This window comes from Kangiella japonica (genome assembly GCF_039523535.1).
GTDB classification, from domain to species: domain Bacteria; phylum Pseudomonadota; class Gammaproteobacteria; order Enterobacterales; family Kangiellaceae; genus Kangiella; species Kangiella japonica.
This window is the reverse complement of the sequence record NZ_BAAAFM010000003.1, coordinates 465,929-489,094: the sequence shown is the minus strand read 5'-3', so window position 1 is coordinate 489,094 and position 23,166 is coordinate 465,929. Positions and strand designations below refer to the sequence as shown.

The window sequence follows — 23,166 nt, the reverse complement described above, 5'->3', positions numbered from 1 at the left end:
ACTATAGGCGGCAAAAGACAGTTATGAGGCTGTCTTTTGCTTTTTTGAAATGTGAATGGTTTTCCAGACTTTAGCAATTAAAGTACCATCGGTATCTGTGATATCCACTTCAAACACAGGTTCAATTTTGTCTTGAGTTTCGAGCTGTTGCTTTAACTCTGACATCATATCTTCTGTAATTTTAAATTCAGCAAAGACGTCTTTGCGACCAGGTTTGATAAACTTAATTTCAGCCTTTTTATCCCAGACCACATACTCACGCCCCATTTTATGCAGTAGCAACAACATGTAAAATGGATCGCACATTGAAAATAGTGAGCCGCCATAATGAACATCCACATAGTTGCGGTTAAACCAGTATTTGCGTAGACGAACCTTGGCATAAGACCAATCATCCGCGAGTTCGGTGACGCGGATACCTGAGCCCCAAAAGGGTGGCCATATATTAAGCAGGCGTTTAAGGTTTTTGGCGGAAACTGTTTTCATAGATGTTGATTGTATACTGATCGGATGAGTCTATTGAATCAGATAGCATCAGTTGTAGCAAGAGTGGGCTATAAATCTTCTTGCTCAGTGGTTTCTGCTTTTTTTGGCGAATAAGCTTTAGCGAAGATCAAACCTAGTTCAAACAATATCCACATAGGGATAGCCAGTAGTACCTGTGAGATCATGTCCGGTGGTGTTAACAGCATGGCAAAAACAAAAATACCGACTACTGTATAAGGGCGCGTGTTGGCAAGCTTTTGGTGGCTAACTAGGCCAGACCATATTAGCAGCATGGTGGCTATGGGGATTTCAAAGGCTAGGCCAAAAGCGAAGAACAGTTTTAAGGCGATTGAAAGTACGCTATTAATATCGGGTAGATAGTTAACATCTTGCGGACCGATGCTCGATAAAAAGCCAAATATAATGGGGAATATCACAAAATAGGCAAAAGCAATACCCGCATAGAAAAGGATAATACTGCTGATCAGCAAAGGTACAGCAAAGCTTTTTTCATGCTTGTAGAGTCCTGGTGAGATAAACATCCAAGCTTGGTGTAAGACGAAGGGCATGGCGATAAAAATGGCTAACACAAAAGCTAATTTAAAAGGCGCGAATAGTGGTGCCGTTACATCGATGGCTATCAGCGTTGAGCTTTCAGGTAATGCTTCTTTTAAGGGTTTAGACAACCACTCATAAAGCTCGTTAGCGAAAAAAGCCATACCAATAAAAATCGCAACAATAACAAGCACCGAGCGCAAAAGGCGCGTACGCAACTCAATCAGGTGCGATAAAAGTGGCATGTCATTGTTTTTGTTATTGGTGCTGTCAGTCATGGCAATTAAGAGGAGGTCTTTTTATCGTCGGTTAGATTTGTAGTGCCTGACTCGATAGCTTGTTCGGCGCGCGTTTTGGCTTCTTCAGCGGCTTTAATTTTCTGCTCAGCTTCGTCACGCAGCTTCTGTAGGTCAGAGCCTTCCGCTTGGCGCTTGATCATAGCTTCGTGCTCGGCGAGTTTTTTCTTCATCTCATCAAGCTCAAGCTCACGATTAACTTGGTGGTTAAAGTTAGTCATAGTGCGCTTAGCTTTGCCTGCCCATCGACCAAAGGTTTGCATTGCTTTAGGTAAACGCTCTGGCCCTAGTACTAATAGTGCCAGAATCATTACAAGCAGTAATTCGGAAAAACCAATGTCAAAAGGCATAATTGGCTAGATTGTTGCTATGATTTCTTGTTACTTTCAGAGTCTTTTGACTCGGAAAACTGGGCGTCTTCCGCTTTATCAGCACGGTCGTCTTTTATGCCTTCATTAGATTCTTCTTTCGAAGCGGTCTTTTCGTCTTCATCTTTGAATGCCTTTTTGAAGTTTTTAAAGGCCGCGCCAAAGTCGCCTCCAGCGTTCCGTATCTTCTTAGTGCCAAATAACAGCAAGATGATAACGAGTAATATTAATAATTCCCACATACCAGGTTTCATGGATATACCTCAATTGTGTCGCTTGATATTAAGCAAAAGGTAAGCGACCGCCGCCGCCCAAAATATGAATGTGTATATGATACACTTCTTGTCCGCCTTCATCACCTGTATTGATGATGGTTCTGAAGCCTTTTTCACAGCCCGCTTCGTGAGCGATTTGTGGTACTTTGCGCATCATGTAACCGAGAAGTTCTTGATGCTGGTCCTCGACCTCAGCTAGGCTGGCGATATGTAGCTTAGGGATCATCAGTAGATGAACCGGAGCTTTCGGTGCGATATCCCTAAAAACATAGATCTTTTCATCTTCATAGACTTTTTCTGATGGGATATCGCCATCAATGATTTTACAAAAAATACAGTCACTCATAATATTCTAAACTCTCTATTGTTTGACTTATTTGGTCTTAATCGGCCACAAGCTTTTTGCTAAAAAGAATAGAGCTAATACACCTGACGATACCGTTGGCAGCCAGTCTTGAGGCAAGCCTAGGTATAGCAAGCCGCTTAATAGCGCAAACCCACTGCCTATAATGGCATGCTTTTGTGCATGGTTCTGACGTAATTTATAATGCTCTAGCTGTGTCAGCTCTTTTTTTAAGCCTTCAAACTTTTCTAATTCTTGACCTAGTCGACTAACATTATCGAACAATAACCCGGGGATTTTCGGCGCCTTGTGTAACCAGTCGGGTAACTGTGCTTTGACTTCGTCGAAGATTGCTTGTGGGCCGATCTGATCTCTGAGCCACTTCTTTAGATAAGGTTGTGCGGTTTCCCACAGGTCAAGTTGCGGATAAAGTTGACGGCCTAACCCTTCGACATACAGTAGGGTTTTCTGTAGCAGAACTAACTGCGGCTGAACCTTCATGTTAAAGCGACGAGCGGTTTGGAAAAGTTGAATTAAGAAGTGTCCGAATGATATTTCTGCTAACGCCTTGCCAAATATAGGCTCACAAGCAGCTCGAATCGCAGACTCAAACTCAGGAATAGATACGTCATCGTCGATCCAACCGGATTCCACATGAAGTTCGGCAATGCGTTTATAGTCACGCTCAAAGAAGGCTAAAAAGTTATGTGCCAAGTAACGTTTATCGGCTTCATCTAAAGTTCCCATAATGCCGCAATCAATAGCGATGTACTGGGGCTTTTCGGGATTCGACGTATCGACGAAAATATTACCAGGGTGCATATCCGCATGGAAAAAACTATCGCGGAACACTTGTGTGAAGAAAATTTCGACACCACGATCGGCAAGCTCCTTCATGTTGACGCCATCATCTTTTAAGCGTTGTACATCACCAATCGGAGTGCCGGAAATTTTTTCTACGACCATGACCTTGTTGCGCGTATAGTCCCAGAAGACTTTGGGCACATAGAGTAATTCTGAGCCTTCAAAATTATGGCGCAGGTGCGAGGTATTCGCCGCCTCGATTCTAAGATCCACTTCGCGCTCAAGTGTTGCGTCGTATTCTTTGACGACTTCTTTAATCCGTAAACGACGCGCTTCGCTTGAGTACTTTTCAGCCCAGTTGGCGAGCTCATGCATCATGCTTAAATCACGGCGAATCTTTTTGCGGATATTGGGGCGTAATACTTTAACTACCACTTCTTCACCAGACTTTAAGGTCGCTTCATGAACCTGTGCGATTGAAGCGGACGCTAGCGGGGTGGTACTAAAACTTGTAAAAACTTGCTCAACTTTAGCACCGAGTTGCTTTTCGATAACGGCTTTGGCTTGCTCTGAAGGGAATGGTTCTACTTGATCTTGAAGTCGCGCAAGCTCATCGGCGATGTCAGGTGGCACTAGATCACGACGAGTCGATAGCATTTGCCCTAACTTTATGTAAATAGGGCCTAGCTCGATCATGGCTAAGCGTAAGCGCTCGCCACGAGACTTGTTTTGTGCTGACTTTTTAAAGCTAAAAGAAAACAACCGAGCTACTGGGCGTAACACAGCAAGAGGCGTTGGCGTTAAAAACTCATCAAGGCCATAACGGACTAAAGTGCGATTAATTTTAAGGGCATGGTGCAGCTGCTTAATGGTATTCATTATAATGCTGTGTCCTTATCAGCTTGTGCTCGCTGGCTCAGTCGCTCAATACGCATGGCAAGGCGTTCGACGTCAGATTTTAAGTCAGCGATATCATCATAAAAGTTTTCGAGCTCTATCGATGCCGGCACTGCCTTTGCTTCAAAACGCAGATACTCGCTGGCATTTTGTTGTGCTGTTTGTGTTGTCTTGCTAAGCCAATTGAATAGAGCTCGACCATTGTTAAACAACTGATGGGCAGCGATATCACCCACATACTGTGATAAGTGCTCTTCCCAGTCGATGTCTAACTGGTTAAAGAATTTCTGGAAGTTTTGTGCCGTACTGATTTCTCCCGCAAAGCGAACCTCACCCTTAAAGATAGGCGCGCTATCGTCGCCTGATGCTAAATTGAAAAAGGAGAGCAGGTCTCCGCTAAGCTCTGCATCCGCAGTCTTGTCACAACGATGTTTCACTAGGATATAGCTTTCGTCAATCACGAAATAAAGCTTCTGCTGAATATCGGTAAAGTGGAAAGCGATGATCTTTTGTTCTAGGCGAGCTAAACGTTGTTTAGCTTCTGGATCGAGACTAATAACTTTATTGATAACCGTCTCAATAGTCGGCGCGAATAGATCCACCAGCATTAGTACTTCTTCCCGATATGTAACGCGACCACGCCACCGGTTAGATTGGTGTATTCGGCGTCATCGAAGCCAGCGTCGGTCATCATGCCTTTTAAGGTTTCTTGATCTGGGTGCATACGAATTGATTCAGCTAGGTATTTGTAGCTTTCAGAGTCGTTGGCAACCAATTTCCCCATTGCTGGTAATAGCGAGAAAGAATAAATATCGTATACTTTTGATAATAACGGTAACGCAGGCTTTGAGAACTCTAAGACCAGTAAGCGACCACCTGGCTTGAGGATGCGATACATCGACTTTAGAGCTTTGTCTTTTTCGGTAACGTTTCTTAAACCAAACGCAATGGTGATGCGGTCGAAATAGTTGTCTGGGAAAGGTAAACATTCAGCATTCGCCTGCACGAAGTCAACATTGCCAACAACGCCTGAGTCGACCAACTTAGAGCGACCAACCTTAATCATTGAATCGTTGATATCGGCTAGAATGACTTGGCCTTTATTGCCAATAATTTTAGAAAATTTGGCCGTTAAGTCGCCCGTTCCACCGGCAATATCGAGAATTTTCTGGCCACTACGAGCGGCGGCTCGCTCAATCGTATAGCGCTTCCATAAACGATGAACACCGAACGACATCAGATCGTTCATCACATCGTATTTGCCCGCTACGGAGTGAAATACTTCGGCTACTTTGGCCGCTTTTTCTTCTTTAGCGACTGTCTCGTAACCAAAGTGGGTGGTGTTGCCCTGATCTTGTGGCTTTTTATTGCTGTTTTGCTTGTCGTCTTGTGTCATGACTCGATTCTTTGTTGGTAGCTTCGTTTGCAATGTTAGTTTGAGTTTGGGGAATATACATTTACGCTTTTATCGGCAGAGCGACTTAGGCCCACCGCTTCGAGGCGTTTTAAGTAAGTTTGCCAATTACTGGACTGGTCGCGACCTAGCTCAAACAATGTCTGCCAAGTATACAGGCCACTATCGTGTCCGTCATCAAAACTGAGCTTAATTGCGTACTGCCCCACGGGTTCAATATCGGTGACTTGTACATTTGCCTTGCCACCGACCAAAGTCAGTTCTTGATTACCATGCCCTCGAACCTCCGCAGAAGGGGAAAATACGCGTAGGTATTCATATGGTAGGAAGTAAGTATTTCCAGAGAAACAAACTTCAAGCTGCCGTGATTTTTGGTGAAGCTTAATGGCGCTGGGCACTTGGTTCATAGTTTTTTATTATAAAACGGTTTTTGATAAAGCTATTGTAGCAGAGGAGGGGAAGGAACTGAAAATATGAACAGGTCTGAGTCGCACGTAGGTTTAGGAGGCTAAGACAATAAAAAAGCCGACCCTAAGGCCGGCTTCTATCATCTATAGTTAAGATGAACTAACACGTTGAGATTATTCCCAAACAACGTCCAACGTTACGCCAGAGAACGTCTGATAAGCACGTAAGCTGATGTAGTAACGGTCTTCTGCTGGATTAGAAACAGTACAAGTCTCGTTGTTACCATAACGGTATGGACGGCAGTCATACGCTGACGTAGTAGGCTGTGAGCCGCGACGAACGTATAGGTCAGCATCACCAGTACCACCGCTAGTAGTTGCTGTTAATGTGCTCATACCTGCTGGTACGTCTAGGTAATAGTGCTTCCACTCGCCACTTGTAGCAGAGATATTTTCAATCTTAGCGCTGCCACCATTGCTTGGAGGAGGATTAGTGCTACCGCCATCATGGTTAGCTACTAAGCTAGCACCAGAGTAAGAGCTGTAGCCACGAACCATTACGTAGTAAGTACCAGTTTGTGCGCTGAAGTTACAAGTCTCGTTGTTACCATTTCTGTATGGACGACAATCGTAGCTTGAAGTCGTTGGAGCGCTACCGAACTTAACGTAAAGGTCAGCATCACCAGAACCACCAGACATCTGGAAGTCAACTGAAGTTGCATCAGAAGGAACTTCGAACGTGAAGTCAGTTTCAGAACCTGAAGCACCTGAAATAGTTTGTGCTACACCGTTCTCAAGCTCGTTACCTCCTGGAGGTGGTGGTGGTGGAGGTGTAGAACCGTCGAAGATGCTATATAACAACAAGTTTGGCGAACCGGCTTTAGCGTCGCTTACTTTGTTTGGAGTAGCAGCATCAAGGATTGCTTGAGTTACTTGGCTCACAGAAGCGTTAGGGTTATTAGCTAAGTATAAAGCTGCAACACCAGCAACGTGAGGCGATGCCATAGAAGTACCACTAATCGTGTTAGTGCCACCGTTATGCCATGCTGAAGTGATGCTTGAACCTGGCGCGTAGATGTCTAGGCAGTTACCGTAGTTCGAGAAGCTTGAACGAGAATCGCTTGAAGTTGTTGAACCAACAGTGATCGCGCTTGATGCACGTGCTGGAGAGTAGTTACAAGCGTTTGAGTTGTCGTTACCTGCCGCTACAACAGTAGTTACACCAGCAGCAGTCATACGAGCAACCGCTTGGTCAGTAGCAGTAGATGCACCGCCACCTAAACTCATGTTAGCAACAGCTGGCTTAACGTGGTTGTCAGCAACCCAGTCCATACCAGCGATTACGCCAGAGTTAGAACCGCTACCGCTACAGCTTAGTACACGAACACCGATAAGCTTAACGCCTTTAGCGATACCGTAAGTGCTACCACCTACTGTACCTGCAACGTGCGTACCGTGACCATTACAGTCAGTCGCATCGTTATCGTTATCAACGGTATCGATACCACTTACTGAACGACCGCCAAATTCGCTGTGCGTGTTCAAGATACCTGTATCAATAATGTAAGCGTTTACATTTGATGCAGTAGTGTTGTAAGTGTAAGTACCGCTTAGAGGAAGGTTACGTTGGTCAGAACGGTCAATACCCCAAGTCGCATTGTTTTGAGTTGCGTTGATAGACATCATTTGGTCTTCTTCAACCAACTCAACACTTGGGTCTTGAGCAAGCTTCATCGCTTGATCTTCAGACATTTGGTATACGCCGCCTTTCAATACTTTCTTATAAGTACGAGTAACGCGAGCCTGGTATTTGTTAGAAAGCTGGTCGTTAACCATTTGAACGGCTTTAAGGTTTGCTTGTGAAGCGAATAAACCTTCGTTCTCAGCAACAACATCATCTTTAAGAACAACGATATATTGTCCTTCGATAGCGTTTGAAGGGTTGTGCGCTGTTTTGAACTGACCAGCGTATGCGCCAGCAGCTCCAGTCGCAAGTAGTACCCCTGTAACCACTTTAGTTAGTTTCATATTTTTTACCCCTTGGTATTAATTTTGTATCTCTCTTCTCATAAGAGCACTTGGACTGTATAAAAATTGACTTGTTAAAACAATTTTATTTATGCAAAAAGGGTAGTTAGATGAATAATTCTTGAGGCTTGTCACTTTTGTACACAGCGTTACAAATCTCAAATATCTCAAAAGTTCGGAAGATCAGCGTGATTTATCTGTTTAGCCTGAAAACGCTACATACTGATACTTTAAGGCTAAGTTGTTGTTTTATGGGTGAACGTAACTCAGATGATTTAAGAATTATCTAGGGTTGTCAGGATAGCGGAAGGTGTCAAGCTGTGATTTCTAGCATTAGTTCAGCTAAATGCAAATGTGAGCTGTAGGTTTGTGATTTTTTAAGGGGGAAACAAAAAAAGCTGACCGCTGGCCAGCTTTTTTGTATGAGTGATTGCCTTTACTAGAGGATAAAGCGACTTAAATCTTCGTCATCGGCTAAATCTGATAGCTGTTTTTTGACGTAATCTGCATCAATCACTAGCGGTTCGTTATTCTCGCTAGCATCAAAAGATACTTCGTCGAGTAAACGCTCCATGACTGTATGAAGGCGTCGAGCGCCGATGTTTTCTGTGGACTCATTGACCTGAAAAGAGTATTCAGCAATTTTCTCAATACCGCTTTCGTCAAACTCGATGTTTTTGCCTTCGGTCGCTAATAGCGCTTGATATTGCTTAGTTAGAGCTGCATCTGGCTCAGTCAAAATACGTTTGAAATCTTCTGGCGTTAATGCGCGCAGCTCAACACGAATCGGCAAACGCCCCTGTAGCTCGGGGATCAAGTCTGACGGCTTCGATAAATGGAAAGCTCCTGATGCAATAAACAAGATATGGTCCGTTTTGATCATGCCGTACTTGGTATTGACGGTACAACCTTCAACCAGTGGTAATAAGTCACGCTGTACGCCTTCCCGCGAAACGCCACCTTCTTGGCTGTCGCTACGTTTAGTCACCTTGTCAATTTCATCAAGGAAAACGATACCGTTCTGCTCAACAGATTCCACGGCTTTGATCTTCAGCTCTTCCTGATCGATCATTTTGGCTGCTTCTTCTTCGGTCAACATCTTCATAGCGTCTTTGACCTTAACCTTGCGCTTCTTGCTTTTACTTGGACTCATGTTTTGGAACATGGACTGAAGCTGGCTAGTCATATCTTCCATGCCCGGAGGTGCCATAATATCGACTCCAACCGACATTTGCGCAACGTCGATTTCAATTTCTTTGTCATCTAAATCACCTTGGCGCAACTTCTTACGGAACACCTGACGAGCAGAGGAGTCTTCAGTTTTAGGCTGTTCCTCTTGATCCCATGGGGAGTTAGACGATTTTCGAGCTGGTGGTAGCAAGGCATCTAGAACCTTCTCTTCGGCAGCGTCTTGCGCGCGACCTTCTACTTTTACCATTTCCTGTTCACGCAACATTTTAAAGGCCGCATCAACCAGATCGCGAATAATAGACTCGACATCGCGACCGACATAGCCCACTTCTGTGAACTTAGTGGCTTCGATCTTAATAAAAGGCGCGTTAGCTAATTTCGCTAGGCGGCGGGCAATTTCAGTTTTACCAACACCAGTAGGGCCAATCATCAGGATATTCTTAGGCGTGATTTCATTACGCAAGCTTTCATCAACCTGCATACGGCGCCAGCGGTTACGTAGCGCGATGGCGACCGAGCGCTTAGCACCACTCTGGCCAATAATGTGTTTGTCCAGCTCATGGACAATTTCACGAGGAGTCATAGACATAATTAATTCTCTACTCTATTTATCAAAGCATCATTGCGAGGAAAGTAAGGGCGGAAAGCATAGCAATAATACAGAACGCCACGGTTAACATCTCGCAATGAGGTTAGTATTCTAGTTCTTCAATGGTTTGGTTGTGATTGGTGTAAATACAAATATCACCAGCGATAGTTAAGCCAGTTTCAACAATCTCACGTGCACCAAGATCAGTCTTTTGCAATAAAGCTTTAGCTGCTGACTGTGCAAATGCGCCACCAGAACCAATCGCGATTAGGTCATCTTCTGGCTGAATAACGTCACCATTACCGGTGATAACTAGCGAATGTTCTTTATCAGCCACAGCTAAAAGTGCTTCGAGTTTTCTCAAAGCGCGATCGGTACGCCAATCTTTTGCTAACTCAACCGCAGCGCGCATTAGCTTACCGCCATGCGACTCTAGCTTGGCTTCAAAGCGCTCAAAAAGAGTAAAAGCGTCAGCGGTGCCACCAGCAAAGCCAGCGATAACTTGATCGTTATATAAGCGGCGAACCTTACGAGCATTACCCTTCATAATGGTATTGCCTAAAGAAACCTGTCCATCGCCTCCAATGACGACTTTTCCATTGCGACGCACCGATAAAATGGTGGTTCCACGATATTGTTCCAAAATTCTGCTCCGGAGTTTTGTTCTTTGTTACTCAGCTAAATGGGGGCGTGACTAATGAATTCAAGGATAAATTATGCTCTAGACTCGCTGAAAATGTTGCAAAATGTGATGTTACATACCGTCTTAAAACGGCTAATAGATTTATCGGCGGAGAGAGTTTAGTCGATAACTGGCTATCAGGAGGGATGTGAGATTGATAGCCTTCAGTTGGCGGTTAGGCTTTAGAGACCTTCTATTTCAAAGAAAACTTAATACTGGAGTGGTCTTTGTCTTTAGTGACATTGAGCAGTGATACTCTTTGATAATATTGGTCTAGCTGTCGGTCATCGAGAAATTTCATGAGTTTTGCAATTTCGGGATTTGTTTGTGTGCCTGCGGAAACATTGGCGTCGAGCGTACAGAAACCATTCTCACAGGTAACATCGACAATTTCTGTGGATGCGTTGTCAGCGTTAAATTGGTGGACTAAGTTGGTGACATAAGTTTGACGCTCATAGTCGGTGGCTGGGATAACTTCTTCTCCAGGCGCTGAGTTTTGGACTTCAGCTTTTAGAGCAGTTAGTTGTTGCTCTTGCTGTGTCACTAGCTCTTCTAGAGCTTGGCTTTTAGCTTGCTCTTAAGTTAAGGCTTGCTTGATCGAGTCGGTGTTTTGATTCTTTTGGGAGCTTTGCGCTTCGCTGGCTAAAGGCTGTGATCTCTTTTCTAGATTGTCGTTACTGTGGTTTTGTTGAGAGTTAGGTTCTGTTTTGTTATAGCCCACATAAAAGCCAATGGCGAATGCGATTACAACCATTATGGCTGTAATAACTGAAAGGTTTTTCATGAGTAACTCCTTGTTTTATAAAGCCTTACCAAATCTGACAGTTTAGGTATTTATTATCCTGTAGTTTATGGCGATCGCTTTCGGCGGTTCGCTTACTTTTATAGGGGCCAAGGCGTACGCGATGCCAGTCGCCTTTACTGAGGATGTTTGCTTGAAAGCCGATAAAAGCGAGCTCTGCCTTCATCTTTTCAGCATCACTAATCTTCTTAAATGCTCCGCATTGCATGATGTAGGTTTTATCGCTGTCAGTGGTTTTGGGCTTGTTGATCACCACATCAACTTTTTTATTGGTTAGAGTTTCATGGTAGGTAAACTCTGTATCTGGCTCTTTTTTAGATTCTTTTTGAGTATTTTCCGATGTTTCAGTCTGTGATTTTGTGTTTTTGGCTCCGACCTCTTTTTGCTCCACTATTTCCTTGATTACGTCAGGCTTTTTTACAATAGCCCATAGGAAGACGGCAAACAGCGTCAGTAAAATACCGCTCAGAAAAACAATGATCGGGGAAATGGGTTTTTTATTGTTGCTGCGTGGTGTGCGCGTGTTGGTTTTTTTCTTTGCGCGCTTACGTTTGGCGTAATCTTTAGTCATTATTATTAGGAAGCTCAGTTTTAGCCTAGGTTACCGACATTGTTTAGTCTATTGGAGTATTTTAAGCACTGGGCTTAGGAAGTCCAACGACAAGTTTTAATAAAAAGTAAAAATGTGACCCTTTATGGTTGATTCGTGAGAAAAAGATATTGCACCAAGTGTATTCCCTTCGGTTACCGCCTCGCTTTACTCTTTCGCAATGACTACAATTTAAAAAACCTCTTGTGGATCGATATCAATCGACCAGCGAACTTTACGCGAACTCGGTAACTGTTCGAGTGTTGGTGTGATGGGGCTCAAGACCTGCTGCAAGCGCTTGCGCAGAGAGTGTTGCACCATTAATTGTGCGCGCATCTTACCTGCTCGTTTGGGCATTGGTGCCGGAAAGGGACCATAGACACTTAAGTCAGACTGCTTAAGCTGTTGTTTTACATCGTTTAAAAAGGTCATAGGCATTTCGAGCGTACTGGCTTCTGCGCGGAAAATGGCCATGGCTGTAAAAGGGGGAAGTTGTGCTTCTTGACGCTCGGCCAAGATATTCCGACTCAATGTTTGGTAATCCTGAGTGAATAAATTCACTAACAAAGGGTGATCCGGGTGATGCGATTGAATAACAACTTCACCTTTAATACCTTTGGATCGCCCAGCTCGGCCAGCGACTTGGGTTAATAATTGTGCGGTTCGTTCGGTGGCTCGAAAGTCAGCACTAAATAGACAGCCGTCGGTATCGACTACGCCCACTAAGGATAGCTTCGGGAAATGATGGCCTTTAGCGAGCATTTGAGTGCCAATTAAAATGTCGATTTCGTCATTTTTAATAGCCTCTACAAATTTCTGCATCGAGTCTTTACGCCGCGTGCTGTCTCGATCAATTCGAGCTACTGATTTGTCAGGGAATATTTCTTTTAGTGCCTCTTCTAGACGTTCTGTACCTAACCCTACAGGATTAAGTTGAGGTGATTGGCACTCAGGGCAACGTTTCGGCATAAAAACTTGCTTGTCGCAATGGTGGCAATGCAAACGTTTGAAGCGTTGGTGGTAGGTCATGTGGCGATCACAGCGTTGACAATCAGCAATCCAGCCACATTCATGGCACATCAAGGTTGGTGCAAAACCTCGGCGATTTAGGAAAATCATGCACTGCTGGTTTTGCGCAAGGTGTTTGCGCATATTATCGATTAAAGGTTGCGATAGCCCTTGGTTAAGGTGACGCTGACGCACGTCTAACACCTTGATATGCGGTGGCTTTGCTTCACCAGCACGCTTCGTCAGTCGTAATAACGAAAGCTTACCTTGCTCAACATTATGCAACGACTCCATAGAAGGTGTTGCGCTACCCAGCACAATCGGAGTTTGTTCGTACTGCGCCCTAACGATAGCGAGATCGCGCGCAGAATAACGAAAACCTTCTTGTTGTTTATAGGAAAGGTCGTGTTCTTCATCGACAATAATTAACCCTGGATTGGCTAGAGGTGTAAAAAGTGCAGAGCGGGTGCCAATGACGATAGAGATTTTACCGGCACGAGCTTTTAGCCAGATATTTAAGCGCTGTTTATCGGTTAAGCCAGAGTGAAGCATAGCGATGGGGACATTAAAGCGGCGCTCAAGACGCTTTACCGTTTGTGGCGTCAGGCCAATTTCAGGCACTAACATCAACACTTGCTGCTGGCGACTTAGCGCTTCACGAATCAACTGTAAATAGACTTCTGTTTTACCACTACCTGTAACACCATCCAACAAAAAGCCCTTAAAGCTCCCAAAATTCGGCTTAATCGAGTCCACTGCATCTTCTTGCTCGTTGGTTAAGGTTACGCTTTCTGTGTCGTAGCCTGCTTCGGGCTCATAGACCACTTGGCTTGGCTTTTGCTCAGATCTCACAAGCCAGCCTTTTTCTTCAAAGGTTTTCAGATAAGAGGGTATAAAGTCGTAAAGTCCTAACACCTGCTCGGTAATAACACCATTGTGCTCGAGACATAGCTGAAAGAGTTGCTTTTGTTTAACTGCATTGCTGCGGATTTTGGGAATAGCATCCTCGCCTGATGTAGTCAGCGACCACTGCCATTCGGGCTCTAACCTTGCGGGCTCACCTTTGTTAAGAAGGGTTGGTAAACAATTGGCGAAAACTTCACCGATTGGGTGTTGATAGTAATCAGCAGCAAAACGAATAAGCTTAAACAAAACGTCTGGTAGTAAAGGCTCACTATCGATAACTTTGTCAATATACTTGAGTTTGCTGCTAGGCACCTGACTGCTTTCAGGATGGCTCAACACTACGGCGGTTAACTTCTGACGACCAAAAGGTACTACAACGCGGCAGCCCACAGCTGGCGCTGTACCTTTATATAGGTAATCAAAAGAGCGACGTAGGGGAGTCGGAACCGCGAGTCGAATTAGCATTTAGTAACGTTATTAGATCTTAAGCAAAGTGAATGCATCAAGGATAGGTAGTGCAGACACTTATGGCAATAAATATTTTGCAGTTTAACGCTTGTGAAAGAGGCGTGTTGCGTTGGGAAAGGAGAAAGCGACAATCTGGTCGGACTTGTGATTGTAAAAAAACCTGATACTGTATGCTCTAGTAAAAATACTAATATTAAAATAAGCAAGAGATAGAAAAAACTAATCGTTAGGCAGAGCAGAGCCTATAATTACGATCAAAAGCAAATTCAATGGGGAGGAGCGTGACATGAAAATAGGCAGTATTGCGTTTTTAGCGGGGTTAGCGGTAGCGGTAATCGGTGGCTTTATAGAAGTTAGCTGGTTTCCTTTATTACTGGTAGTCGTGGGTTTAGTGGTAGGCCTCCTAAATGTCTCGGGTAGTGAGACGAAAGGGTTCTTAATCGCATGTATTGCCTTTTTAATGGCATCGACAGCGATTTACCCACTAGAAAATGCCTTAAATGATTTCGCCGGATTAGGTTCTATTATCGGTTCAATCATGTATAACATTGGCTATATGGTAGGTGCCGCAACCTTGATTGTTGCAATCAAAGCGCTATTTGAGATGAGCAAAGATTAATAACGACAACAATTTATAATAGCAATAATAAAAACTGAAGCAATTAAGCGACCTAGTGTCGCTTTTTTTATATTTAACCACTATCCCTACTTTCATCTGACAAAAAATACGATTCAATATTACAAAATTCCAACTGACTCATATAAATCTTAATTCTAACCCACTGTATAAAAGTGACAATATTTGTCAGCAATTGTCGAAAATTTATACATAATCCGAATGATTTCGAATCTCTGATTATGTTGATTTTATAATTAGGATTACCTCGGTTAATCTAAAATATTTATAAGTTATTGAAATATAAGTCTATATGAGTATAATGTCGGCGCCGCTCTGTAAGCTAAATAATTAATGCAGATTTGACTTATCGATTGTCTATACAATGTGATATAGTTCACATCTAATTGCCATAGAGCAGTTCTATACATAGGGGAATTATATGAATATCTTGAAAAAATCTACAGTTGTAGCGATTTTTGCTACAAGCTTTATCTTTGCATCCTCATCTAAAGCCGCATCTTTAGATGTTAACGTTGATGTATCAATACCAGATGTGTTGATTCTATATGCGTACACCGATATCGATCTAAGCTTTGCTCCTGGTGAGTTTACTAAGCTCTTAGATAGTAGTTGTAGTTCAGAAGACTGTGCATCAGCATTAACGGCAACGCAAAGTGGTACTATCACTAGCAGTGTTGTTGACCTTGATATTGCTTCAGACCTTTCGGCGACAGGCACTTCAGCTAGTATCACTCTTCAAAACAGCTGGGCAGTACGTGCGCTAGGTTACGGTACTTTCAACGCTTCTATCGCCGACAAGGCTAGCGAAACAGCAGTTTCAAATCTCGATATAACACCATCAACTGGTACACCTTCTATGGTAGCTACTACGGGTGATGTGTCTTTTGATATTGATTTAACATCTTCAGATTTGGATGACGGTACTGTAACCGCTAACTATACGATTACAGTAACGGGTTCTTAATAGCGATCGGTTATTGAGAGATACCATGGATGTTTTACGAAAAAAGTCGAGCCTATTGAGTTCGGCTTTTTTTGTTTTATGTCTTTCAATATTCTCTCTTAAAGCTGAAGCGAAAATTCGTTGTAAGTCTAAGGACTTTACGGACGATATAACACGCTCACAGATTACTGGTTCGGGGAGTTCTTCCACAGCATACGGGTTCAACAATCTACAACGTAAAGCTATTTCTGCTCAAAAGGTTAATCTTAATATTCAGCTCGATATTAGTTCACTTGCCAAGGTGCAAGTAACAGCCGAGAGTAATGATTGGATTTGGGAATTAAAAGCGGGCGGTAAGGATGGTTTACGGGGTGATATTATTGCTAAATATAAAATTGAATCAGCTAGCGGCCCCATGAAAATATGCTCAAGTTCGAGCTCTTGTATTGAGGTCGTGAGGCTGGATACTGATGTTACCTATAAGCGTAATGGAAAAGGCGTTATAACTCGCGCGAATGGCAGAATACAGTTAACACTTGATTTGTCTCAGGCTAACGAGGCTGGGAGTTACCAAGGCGATATGACTGTGACTCTTCACGAAGATAGCACTACAAACCCAGCCCTTTGCCCATGATTATGGTTTACTTGAGATGAATGTACTCACGAAGATATTAATACTATTGTTGCTCCTTCAAATTCACTTGGTTTCAGCAGCACAGTCAAAATTACAACCGCAATTAGCTATCTCGCCGTCACGCGTAGAATTCAATACCGAAGAAGTGCGTAGCACTAAAAGCGTTACAGTCCTAAATTTAGGGTCAGAGCCCATGAGCGTTGAAGTCTCGGTACAAAACTGGGATTTTGATGAGAATAATAACTATCGCGCTCTACCACCGACACCACAAAGCTTGGATCAATGGTTGATCATTAACCCTGTGCGTCTAGAGATCCCTGCCAATAGTCAGCAAACAGTCCGTATGGCGATTCGTCCAAAGGCAAAGCCAATGGACGGTGAACACCGCGCTATGGTCTTTTTTAAGCAGCAACAAAAAGAGCAGTCCAAAGGCGTGAATGTACAGTTTAACGTGGGTGTACCTGTGTATGCATTCTTTGGTGACATTGAGAAAGACGCAATATTTCATGGCATGAGTTATTCGAAAGAAACACAGGAACTAACATTCGACTTAACAAATAAAGGCAATGTCTACATTCGCCCGCAAGGAACCTTTAGGATTGTGACGGAAACTAGCCTTTCTGATGAGGAACTGTTGTCACAACTAAAGCTAAAAGCTGGTGAGTCTGAAGGCGAGTATATTGAGCAAGGTAAGCTGAATGCGAAACCTGTTTTTGCTGGCGAACGTCGAACAGTAAAAAGCGCCTTACCGCTTACTAAGCCGCTACCTGTCAATTATGCTCTAGTGTTAAAGGTGGATATTGCAGGTACTGTCTATGAAAAGGTTTACCGTGTAACAATCGGTAAGTAAGAGCATTGGACAGCAAGATTATAACCAAGGTAGGTTTTGCGCTAGCGACAATGCTAGCGGCGAACGCCTTTGCACAGCCTGTGCAGCACTCATCAAATATAGACGAAGCCACAGACGACTTAGCCTACCATAGCCCAAAACCGCTCGACAGTAGCGCAATTTACAGCCCGTGGGAAGCGAGTTATAGCGAATCTGGCTCGGCTAAAACTGCCGGTAACAGCTACGGTTATGAAAAAATTCTGGTCGGTTTAGAAGTGCGAGGCCGTGAGCTTATCGCGCTCGATATCGTAAAGTCAGAAACTGATTATCTAATTCCCATTGAACAAGTATTCCCAGTCATCGGCGCTAGTTTTAAATTAGAGAATGGCGTTATCACTGTGAGTGTGCCTGGAACCGAAGTCGAGATTCCAGCCGGCCATAGTTTCCGCATCGATGGTGAGTTATGGCTAGGGCTTAGCACCTTAAACGATTACCTTAGAGTTAATGGCGATTTTGATGAGTCAAAATATGCGCTGACGTTTTTACCACCTTGGTCGAATAAATCTGAGCCTGTGACGAGTAGCAGCAATACTCGAGACATCGATGTGGACTTTAAACCTGACGCATTTAGTTTGCGCCAGTTCCGCTTGTCACATGAAATTTATGCAGAAAAAGAGGGCGGGCCATTAGATTTCAAGCAAAATAATAGTCGCAGTGAAATCTTAGGTAGTGGTGCTGCCGCGGGTGGATCATGGTTATTGGAAGCAGAAAAAAACTCTTCGGGCGATTGGCGCTTGGATGAATACTTTTGGCTTAAACGTGATGATAAAGAGCAGTGGTTGATTGGTAAGCAGGTAGCGAGCCCATCGGTGGTGTCACCAACGGTTACGATTACTGGAGCGCAGTATTTTTACAGCAACAAAAGCTTGCCTTTTGACCCCTATCAAGACATTAGCCAGTCACGTTTTTTCCGTGAACTAGGAACTTCAGTTCAGAAGATTAGAGGTAATGCGGAAGCTGGGGCGGTCGCTCAACTTTTCGTTAATAATCAGTTAATTGGCGAAACCTTTGTTCGTCTCGATGGGACCTATGATTTTGGTGAGGTGCGCTCTGAATCAGGGCTTTATAATGAAATTGAAGTGGTGGTTTTAGATGCTATCAGTCGGACCGAGCTTGAGCGTCAAAATAAAACACGTTTAAGTTCCGAGAGTTTACTGAGTGAAGGTCAAATAGTCACCAGTGTTGCTTATGGTAAGAAAGGGAATTGGCTGGATCCTGACTTTGAAGATAATGGTGAAGCAGGCGTGTTTCTTTATCGTTACGGTTTAAGTGATGAGACCACGCTAGAAGCTGGCTACTTATTGGATGATGTTGATACTAAAACTGCAGGTGTAGCGTCTTCTTTGGGCAGTCACTTTGTTGGGGCGTACCGTGCTGCTTGGCGTAATGACGCGCTGACACAACAGCTGGAACTCGACGGTAGCGGTAAAAAATGGCGAGCCTCTACTTTTGTTCGTCAGCAGGAAGCGGGTTTTTATGACCACACTGATGGTGATTTAACCACAGCCAATACCTATTTTTACTACACCCCTGAGACGAATTTACGCCTAGAATTAATCGGTCGTTATCAAGATCGCAAGAACCAGCAAAGTAGCGCTCTAAACAGTGAGAGAGTGAGTTTTATTAAGCCCGGTGTCTTTTATGGAGTAAGTGATAACTTCTCCGTTGCGATGCGTGCTGACTACGATGGTGCATATCGAACAGAGTTATATTACCGCCCAAATTTTGAGTCCCGATTTCGAGTGACGCATAAGCCGGACGAGCAAACGGTGCGCTTTGATCATGGTGTTAATGAAAATGTACAAAGCTATATGTCTGGGCGAATGTATAAGGACACAATAGAGAATCGCCCTTACCAGAACACCATTATTGAGTCGGCCGCTGGTTTCTATTGGCGCTCGTCTGATTGGACAAGCTATGACCATTTGCGAGTTGAGATCAATCACTCCAACGAGTACGGGGCTGGTATGTTCGCAGAGTATCGAAAGCAAGTCGCGTCGGGGGTCTACTTGGACTTGAGAGTGCGTGAGGCAGACCCTCAATACGATGGTGGGCTTTCAGTGTTTGCTCGAGTTTCGATGGATTTTGCGGTCGCTGGCGATAAGTTTGTGCCTGCGACTCATCGCAGATCCTATAACACTAACGGCACCATCGCAGGCAGTCTCAACACCGGCAGTGACAGCTGTGATATGGAGCATGTCAGTGTGTTGGTGAACGGTTCAAATTATAAAGTTCCTGTACAAGGCTGTACCTTCTATCTAGAGAAAGTAACGCCTGGAATCCACCGTGTGGCATTAGATGGTGAGTTCTTGCCTATTGAGCTGGTGCCTGATACGAAAAGCTATATTGTTGAAGTGGGGGCTTCTGCGGTAACCCGCGTCGATTTTGACATGGATGCAAAGTATAGCGCTGCGGGGCAGGCAACTATTAATGGTGAGGCTAGCCCTCAAACCAAGATTTCTGTGTTTGATAAAGACGGGAACCTAGTCATGAGCACTTATACCGATCAGTTTGGTTACTTTAGGGTTGATGGGTTAGGCAATGGCGATTATCAGCTGCAAGCGATAAATGATAAGGATGAAATCCTTGGGCAGCGCCCATTTTCTGTAAATAATAACTTTTTATTTGGCGTGGATATCGAGCTTGTAAGGTAAGAGTGTCCATAAAGAACAAGGCTTTTCATTTTAGCGACTTGATCTCATTAGCAATGGCGCGTACAATCTCGCTTCCCAAATATTTGAGTGGTGTTTGGCGTAGCTTGGTTCTGTTAGTTAACGGTTCTTTAGGTTATAGCCCGAATGGCGACTCCAAAAAGAGAGATGAATTATGAAACAAGGTATCCACCCAGAATACAAAACGATCAAGGCAACTTGTAGTTGTGGTAACGTTATTGAAGTAGGTTCAACTGGTTCGGACATTAGTCTTGATGTTTGTTCAGCATGCCACCCGTTCTATACTGGTAAGCAGAAGATGGTTGATTCAGGCGGCCGTGTTGATCGTTTCCGTAAGCGTTTCGGTAATCGTTCGCTTAACAAGTAATAGCCCTAGGTTATTATTGAAAAAAGCACCTTTCAAGGTGCTTTTTTTGTGTCTGAGGGAAAGCCAACAGAAAATTACAGTTGGCAGACCTGAAAGCTAAAATATAGAGCTTGGCTCAGGCTCCTGTTCTTCCTCTGGTTCTTGCAGGCCATCCTCTTGAATAGAGTCAATCAGCTGGTCTAATTGTTCTTGCTCAAGATTTTCAGGCGAGCCTTGCTGTTGAGAACGATTGGTCTGATTATAAATATCGCCAAAATCAGTGCTTCTTTGGCTAACCTCAGAAGGTACATTGTCATCTCTAAAATATTCGAAAATAGCATTACTTTGGCCAAGAGCCGCTAACTTCCCTGTTTCAGGATCGATCTTAGCCGAGACTACACCAGGCGGCTGGATAATCTCTTGCTCAGGCACGCCCTCAAGAGCCTTTTCCATAAAGGACGCCCATATCGGTAATGCCGCTTTACCGCCGTATTCGTAACGGCCGAGACTACGTCTATGGTCAGAGAATCCCATCCAAGCGCTAGCGACGAGCTTATCGTTAAAGCCCGAGAACCAGGCATCTTTATAATCGTTAGCGGTACCTGTTTTGCCCGCTAAGTCTTGGCGCTCCAATAAAGGACTGTTTCTGCGTCTTAGCTGCGTCGTCGCTGTACCACTATGAATAACATCCTTCATCATGTCGTAGATAATAAAAGCATCACGCGGGTCGATGACTTCTTTAGCAAACTTCTTTTCAGGCAGTGGTAGAGCAGGGTAGTTGCGTATTTCAGGTTTGTATTTAGCGTCACGAATTTGGTTGTTAATACGAATCTGCTCGCACTCATCACAGACTATTTTCGGTGTTGCTTGATAAAGAATGTCACCATAAGAGGTGGTTACCTTCTCGATGTAATAGGGCTCGACTTGATAACCGCCATTAGCCAACACGGCGTAGGCTGTGGCCATTTCAAGAGGGGTGAAGCTCGCGGTACCCAGTGCTAAGGATTGATAAGGATCCATGTGTTCATCAGGCAGACCAACTTTTACTAAGAACTGCTCGGCGTAGGCGGGACCAATGCTGTCAATCAAGCGCGTCGAAATAGTGTTAATGGAGCGTTTTAGGCCAACTCTTAAACGAGTAGGACCATTGTATTTTAAGTTGTCGTTTTGGGGACGCCAAACTTCATCAATTTCATTGTTCACTTTGACATAAGGGGCGTCGTTGACCAGGCTAGCGGGCGTGAAGCCTTTGGCAAAAGCGGCTGCATAGATGAAGGGCTTGATGTTAGAACCTGGCTGCCGGCGAGCTTGAGTGACCATATTGAATTTGTTGGTTAGGTAATCGAAACCACCAACCAAAGATGTTATAGCACCATCTTTAGAGCGTATCGAGACAAAACCAGCCGAGGCCTCAGGGATTTGACTCAGTTGCCACTTGCCGTCACTGACAGCAATGATACGGACAAGGTCACCAATGGCAGCGACTTCTTGAGCAGTCTTAGGCTTGTAGCCAACCCTACTATCACTAATAAACTTAGCTGCCCAATTGAGACCGTCCCAATCAATGGTAATTTCTCCTGCGTCAGCAGTCAGAACCTTAATCGATTGCTCTTTAACCTCAGTCACTATTGCAGGGCGTAAGTCAGCGATAACAGGAGTATCTTTTAGAATTTGTAACAACTCAGCTAATTCTTTATCTGCAAAGGCATCAATCTGTCTTTCTGGGCCTTTGTAACCATGACGGCGGTCATAGCTTAAAAGACCTTCACGCAGGGCGTTATTCGCTATTTGTTGGTGCTTTGAGTCAATGGTTGTGACAATATCAAGACCATGGTTGTAAGCAATATCGCGGCCAAATCGATTAATGACATCGAGCCTAACCATCTCTGCGACATAGGGCGCTTCAGCATCGAGAGCAGCGGCATGTTTTGTTGCGGTCAGTGGCGTTTGAATCGCAAGATCGTAAATGTCTTGATCAATGTAATTTTCTCTAAGCATACGACTCAACACTAGATTTCGTCTCTGAAGTGCACGCTCAGGGTTTGAAATAGGGTTATAGGCTGACTCACCTTTGAGTAAGCCCGCCATCATGGCTGACTCTGGTAGCGTCAGTTCAGTGAGTGACTTGCCATAATACACCTCAGCGGCTGCTGCAAGACCATAAGCTCTATGGCTAAAGTGGACTTTATTGGTATAGAGCTCAAGAATTTCTTCTTTGGTTAATTCTTGCTCCATCCTAACCGCTAAAAACATCTCGATGAGTTTTCGCTTAAGACGTTGGTCACGCGTCAAGAACATGTTTCGCGCAGTTTGCATCGTTAAGGTGCTCGCACCTTCCGAGAACTCACCAGTGGTTACTGCAACTTTGATGACCCTGAGAAGACCCTGAAGATCTACGCCACTATGCTCGTAAAAGCGCTGATCTTCGGTCGAAATTAACGCATTGATGAAGTTTTTGGGGATCTGCTCATAGCTGACTGGTTCTCGCCTAACGTCACCAAACTCACCAATTAACTTCCCATCCGAGGTAAATATCCGCATCGGGGTTTGTAATTTTACATTTTTGAGAGAGTCTATTTCAGGCACTTGCGGAGTCGCATAGAGGAATGCGCCAATTATGGTCATAACCACAAATATTGTGATAATAATCACAAAAAGGGCTAATTTCTTCAATATATTGATGGTCATTTTATGAGAAAGATTTATTGTGAAGCGTAATAGCTGATGAACGAATTGAGTACCAGTATACCTTTTCTAAAAAAAAAGGCTGAATTTTTTTGTAAATCAGTGTAAATATAGTATCTTAGAAGTGTTAGTTAACAAAAAAGTTTAAGTTTAATGTGGATTTGTATCCACTTTTCTGGGGACATGTCTTAGAAGTGTATTAAGATAAAACGGACAAATGGATTGTGTTGAACCAACTTAATGAGGCAT

At 43.9% G+C, this 23,166-nt stretch carries 23 protein-coding genes; 6 read left to right on the top strand and 17 right to left on the bottom strand.

All coding sequences use genetic code 11. The features are described 5' to 3' along the window. Positions 1-21 precede the first annotated feature (21 nt). From ABD128_RS05665 to ABD128_RS05590, 16 genes are all read right to left on the bottom strand, one after another. Positions 22-486: a DUF4442 domain-containing protein gene (locus tag ABD128_RS05665; protein ID WP_110199557.1), complete on the bottom strand. Its 465-nt coding sequence runs from the start codon at positions 484-486 to the stop codon at positions 22-24. 68 nt (positions 487-554) lie between these two features. Beyond that, the gene (gene tatC, locus ABD128_RS05660) at positions 555-1,319 is read right to left on the bottom strand and encodes a twin-arginine translocase subunit TatC (protein WP_343987795.1); all 765 of its coding nucleotides are present in this window, start codon (positions 1,317-1,319) and stop codon (positions 555-557) included. Between the two features lie 5 nt (positions 1,320-1,324). Then, positions 1,325-1,687, bottom strand: coding sequence for a Sec-independent protein translocase protein TatB (gene tatB, locus ABD128_RS05655; RefSeq protein ID WP_343987792.1), 363 nt, complete (start codon positions 1,685-1,687; stop codon positions 1,325-1,327). Between the two features lie 17 nt (positions 1,688-1,704). Next, on the bottom strand, positions 1,705-1,959 hold the full coding sequence (tatA, locus tag ABD128_RS05650; RefSeq protein ID WP_343987789.1) for a twin-arginine translocase TatA/TatE family subunit: 255 nt from the start codon (positions 1,957-1,959) through the stop codon (positions 1,705-1,707). 28 nt (positions 1,960-1,987) lie between these two features. Continuing rightward, positions 1,988-2,326 (bottom strand): histidine triad nucleotide-binding protein, encoded by a 339-nt coding sequence (locus ABD128_RS05645; RefSeq protein WP_343987786.1) that lies wholly within the window; start codon positions 2,324-2,326, stop codon positions 1,988-1,990. Between the two features lie 27 nt (positions 2,327-2,353). Beyond that, on the bottom strand, positions 2,354-4,006 hold the full coding sequence (gene ubiB, locus ABD128_RS05640) for a ubiquinone biosynthesis regulatory protein kinase UbiB (protein WP_343987783.1): 1,653 nt from the start codon (positions 4,004-4,006) through the stop codon (positions 2,354-2,356). Then, positions 4,006-4,632, bottom strand: coding sequence for a ubiquinone biosynthesis accessory factor UbiJ (locus tag ABD128_RS05635; RefSeq protein WP_343987780.1), 627 nt, complete (start codon positions 4,630-4,632; stop codon positions 4,006-4,008). The genes ubiB and ABD128_RS05635 overlap by 1 nt, the downstream gene beginning before the upstream one ends. Next, positions 4,632-5,420, bottom strand: a complete 789-nt coding sequence (ubiE, locus tag ABD128_RS05630; RefSeq protein WP_343987778.1) for a bifunctional demethylmenaquinone methyltransferase/2-methoxy-6-polyprenyl-1,4-benzoquinol methylase UbiE — start codon at positions 5,418-5,420, stop codon at positions 4,632-4,634. Before ubiE ends, ABD128_RS05635 begins: the two co-directional genes overlap by 1 nt. A gap of 35 nt (positions 5,421-5,455) precedes the next feature. Beyond that, a complete protein-coding gene (locus ABD128_RS05625) occupies positions 5,456-5,845 on the bottom strand; it encodes a gamma-butyrobetaine hydroxylase family protein (protein ID WP_343987775.1) in 390 nt (129 codons plus the stop codon). Between the two features lie 174 nt (positions 5,846-6,019). Beyond that, positions 6,020-7,873: a S8 family peptidase gene (locus ABD128_RS05620; RefSeq protein WP_343987772.1), complete on the bottom strand. Its 1,854-nt coding sequence runs from the start codon at positions 7,871-7,873 to the stop codon at positions 6,020-6,022. Between the two features lie 439 nt (positions 7,874-8,312). Further along, on the bottom strand, positions 8,313-9,653 hold the full coding sequence (gene hslU, locus ABD128_RS05615; protein ID WP_343987769.1) for an ATP-dependent protease ATPase subunit HslU: 1,341 nt from the start codon (positions 9,651-9,653) through the stop codon (positions 8,313-8,315). A 103-nt stretch (positions 9,654-9,756) separates the two neighbouring features. After that, positions 9,757-10,296: an ATP-dependent protease subunit HslV gene (gene hslV / locus ABD128_RS05610; protein ID WP_343987766.1), complete on the bottom strand. Its 540-nt coding sequence runs from the start codon at positions 10,294-10,296 to the stop codon at positions 9,757-9,759. A 232-nt stretch (positions 10,297-10,528) separates the two neighbouring features. Continuing rightward, positions 10,529-10,879 carry a hypothetical protein gene (locus ABD128_RS05605; protein WP_343987764.1) on the bottom strand — a complete coding sequence of 117 codons (351 nt, stop codon included), beginning with the start codon at positions 10,877-10,879 and terminating at the stop codon, positions 10,529-10,531. 33 nt (positions 10,880-10,912) lie between these two features. Next, positions 10,913-11,119, bottom strand: coding sequence for a hypothetical protein (locus ABD128_RS05600; protein ID WP_343987760.1), 207 nt, complete (start codon positions 11,117-11,119; stop codon positions 10,913-10,915). Positions 11,120-11,144: 25 nt separating this feature from the next. Beyond that, a complete protein-coding gene (locus ABD128_RS05595; protein ID WP_343987757.1) occupies positions 11,145-11,708 on the bottom strand; it encodes an SPOR domain-containing protein in 564 nt (187 codons plus the stop codon). A 210-nt stretch (positions 11,709-11,918) separates the two neighbouring features. Continuing rightward, complete coding sequence (locus tag ABD128_RS05590) at positions 11,919-14,105, bottom strand: primosomal protein N' (protein ID WP_343987754.1); 2,187 nt, start codon at positions 14,103-14,105, stop codon at positions 11,919-11,921. Between the two features lie 289 nt (positions 14,106-14,394). Between ABD128_RS05590 and ABD128_RS05585 the strand changes: the two genes are divergently transcribed. The 6 genes from ABD128_RS05585 to rpmE all read left to right on the top strand — a co-directional run bounded on the left by ABD128_RS05585 (position 14,395) and on the right by rpmE (position 20,253). Then, entirely contained in the window at positions 14,395-14,727 is a 333-nt protein-coding gene (locus tag ABD128_RS05585) for a hypothetical protein (protein ID WP_343987751.1), read from the top strand. A gap of 439 nt (positions 14,728-15,166) precedes the next feature. Further along, positions 15,167-15,712 (top strand): hypothetical protein, encoded by a 546-nt coding sequence (locus ABD128_RS05580; RefSeq protein ID WP_343987748.1) that lies wholly within the window; start codon positions 15,167-15,169, stop codon positions 15,710-15,712. Positions 15,713-15,737: 25 nt separating this feature from the next. Then, complete coding sequence (locus ABD128_RS05575; protein ID WP_343987745.1) at positions 15,738-16,325, top strand: hypothetical protein; 588 nt, start codon at positions 15,738-15,740, stop codon at positions 16,323-16,325. A gap of 193 nt (positions 16,326-16,518) precedes the next feature. Continuing rightward, entirely contained in the window at positions 16,519-17,175 is a 657-nt protein-coding gene (locus ABD128_RS05570; protein WP_486326929.1) for a fimbrial biogenesis chaperone, read from the top strand. Positions 17,176-17,180: 5 nt separating this feature from the next. Further along, a complete protein-coding gene (locus tag ABD128_RS05565; protein ID WP_343987740.1) occupies positions 17,181-19,868 on the top strand; it encodes a carboxypeptidase-like regulatory domain-containing protein in 2,688 nt (895 codons plus the stop codon). 172 nt (positions 19,869-20,040) lie between these two features. Continuing rightward, positions 20,041-20,253, top strand: coding sequence for a 50S ribosomal protein L31 (gene rpmE / locus ABD128_RS05560; protein WP_343987737.1), 213 nt, complete (start codon positions 20,041-20,043; stop codon positions 20,251-20,253). Between the two features lie 96 nt (positions 20,254-20,349). On the opposite strand, the gene ABD128_RS05555 is transcribed toward rpmE, so the two are convergent. Continuing rightward, the gene (locus ABD128_RS05555; RefSeq protein WP_343987734.1) at positions 20,350-22,884 is read right to left on the bottom strand and encodes a penicillin-binding protein 1A; all 2,535 of its coding nucleotides are present in this window, start codon (positions 22,882-22,884) and stop codon (positions 20,350-20,352) included. Positions 22,885-23,166 lie beyond the last annotated feature (282 nt).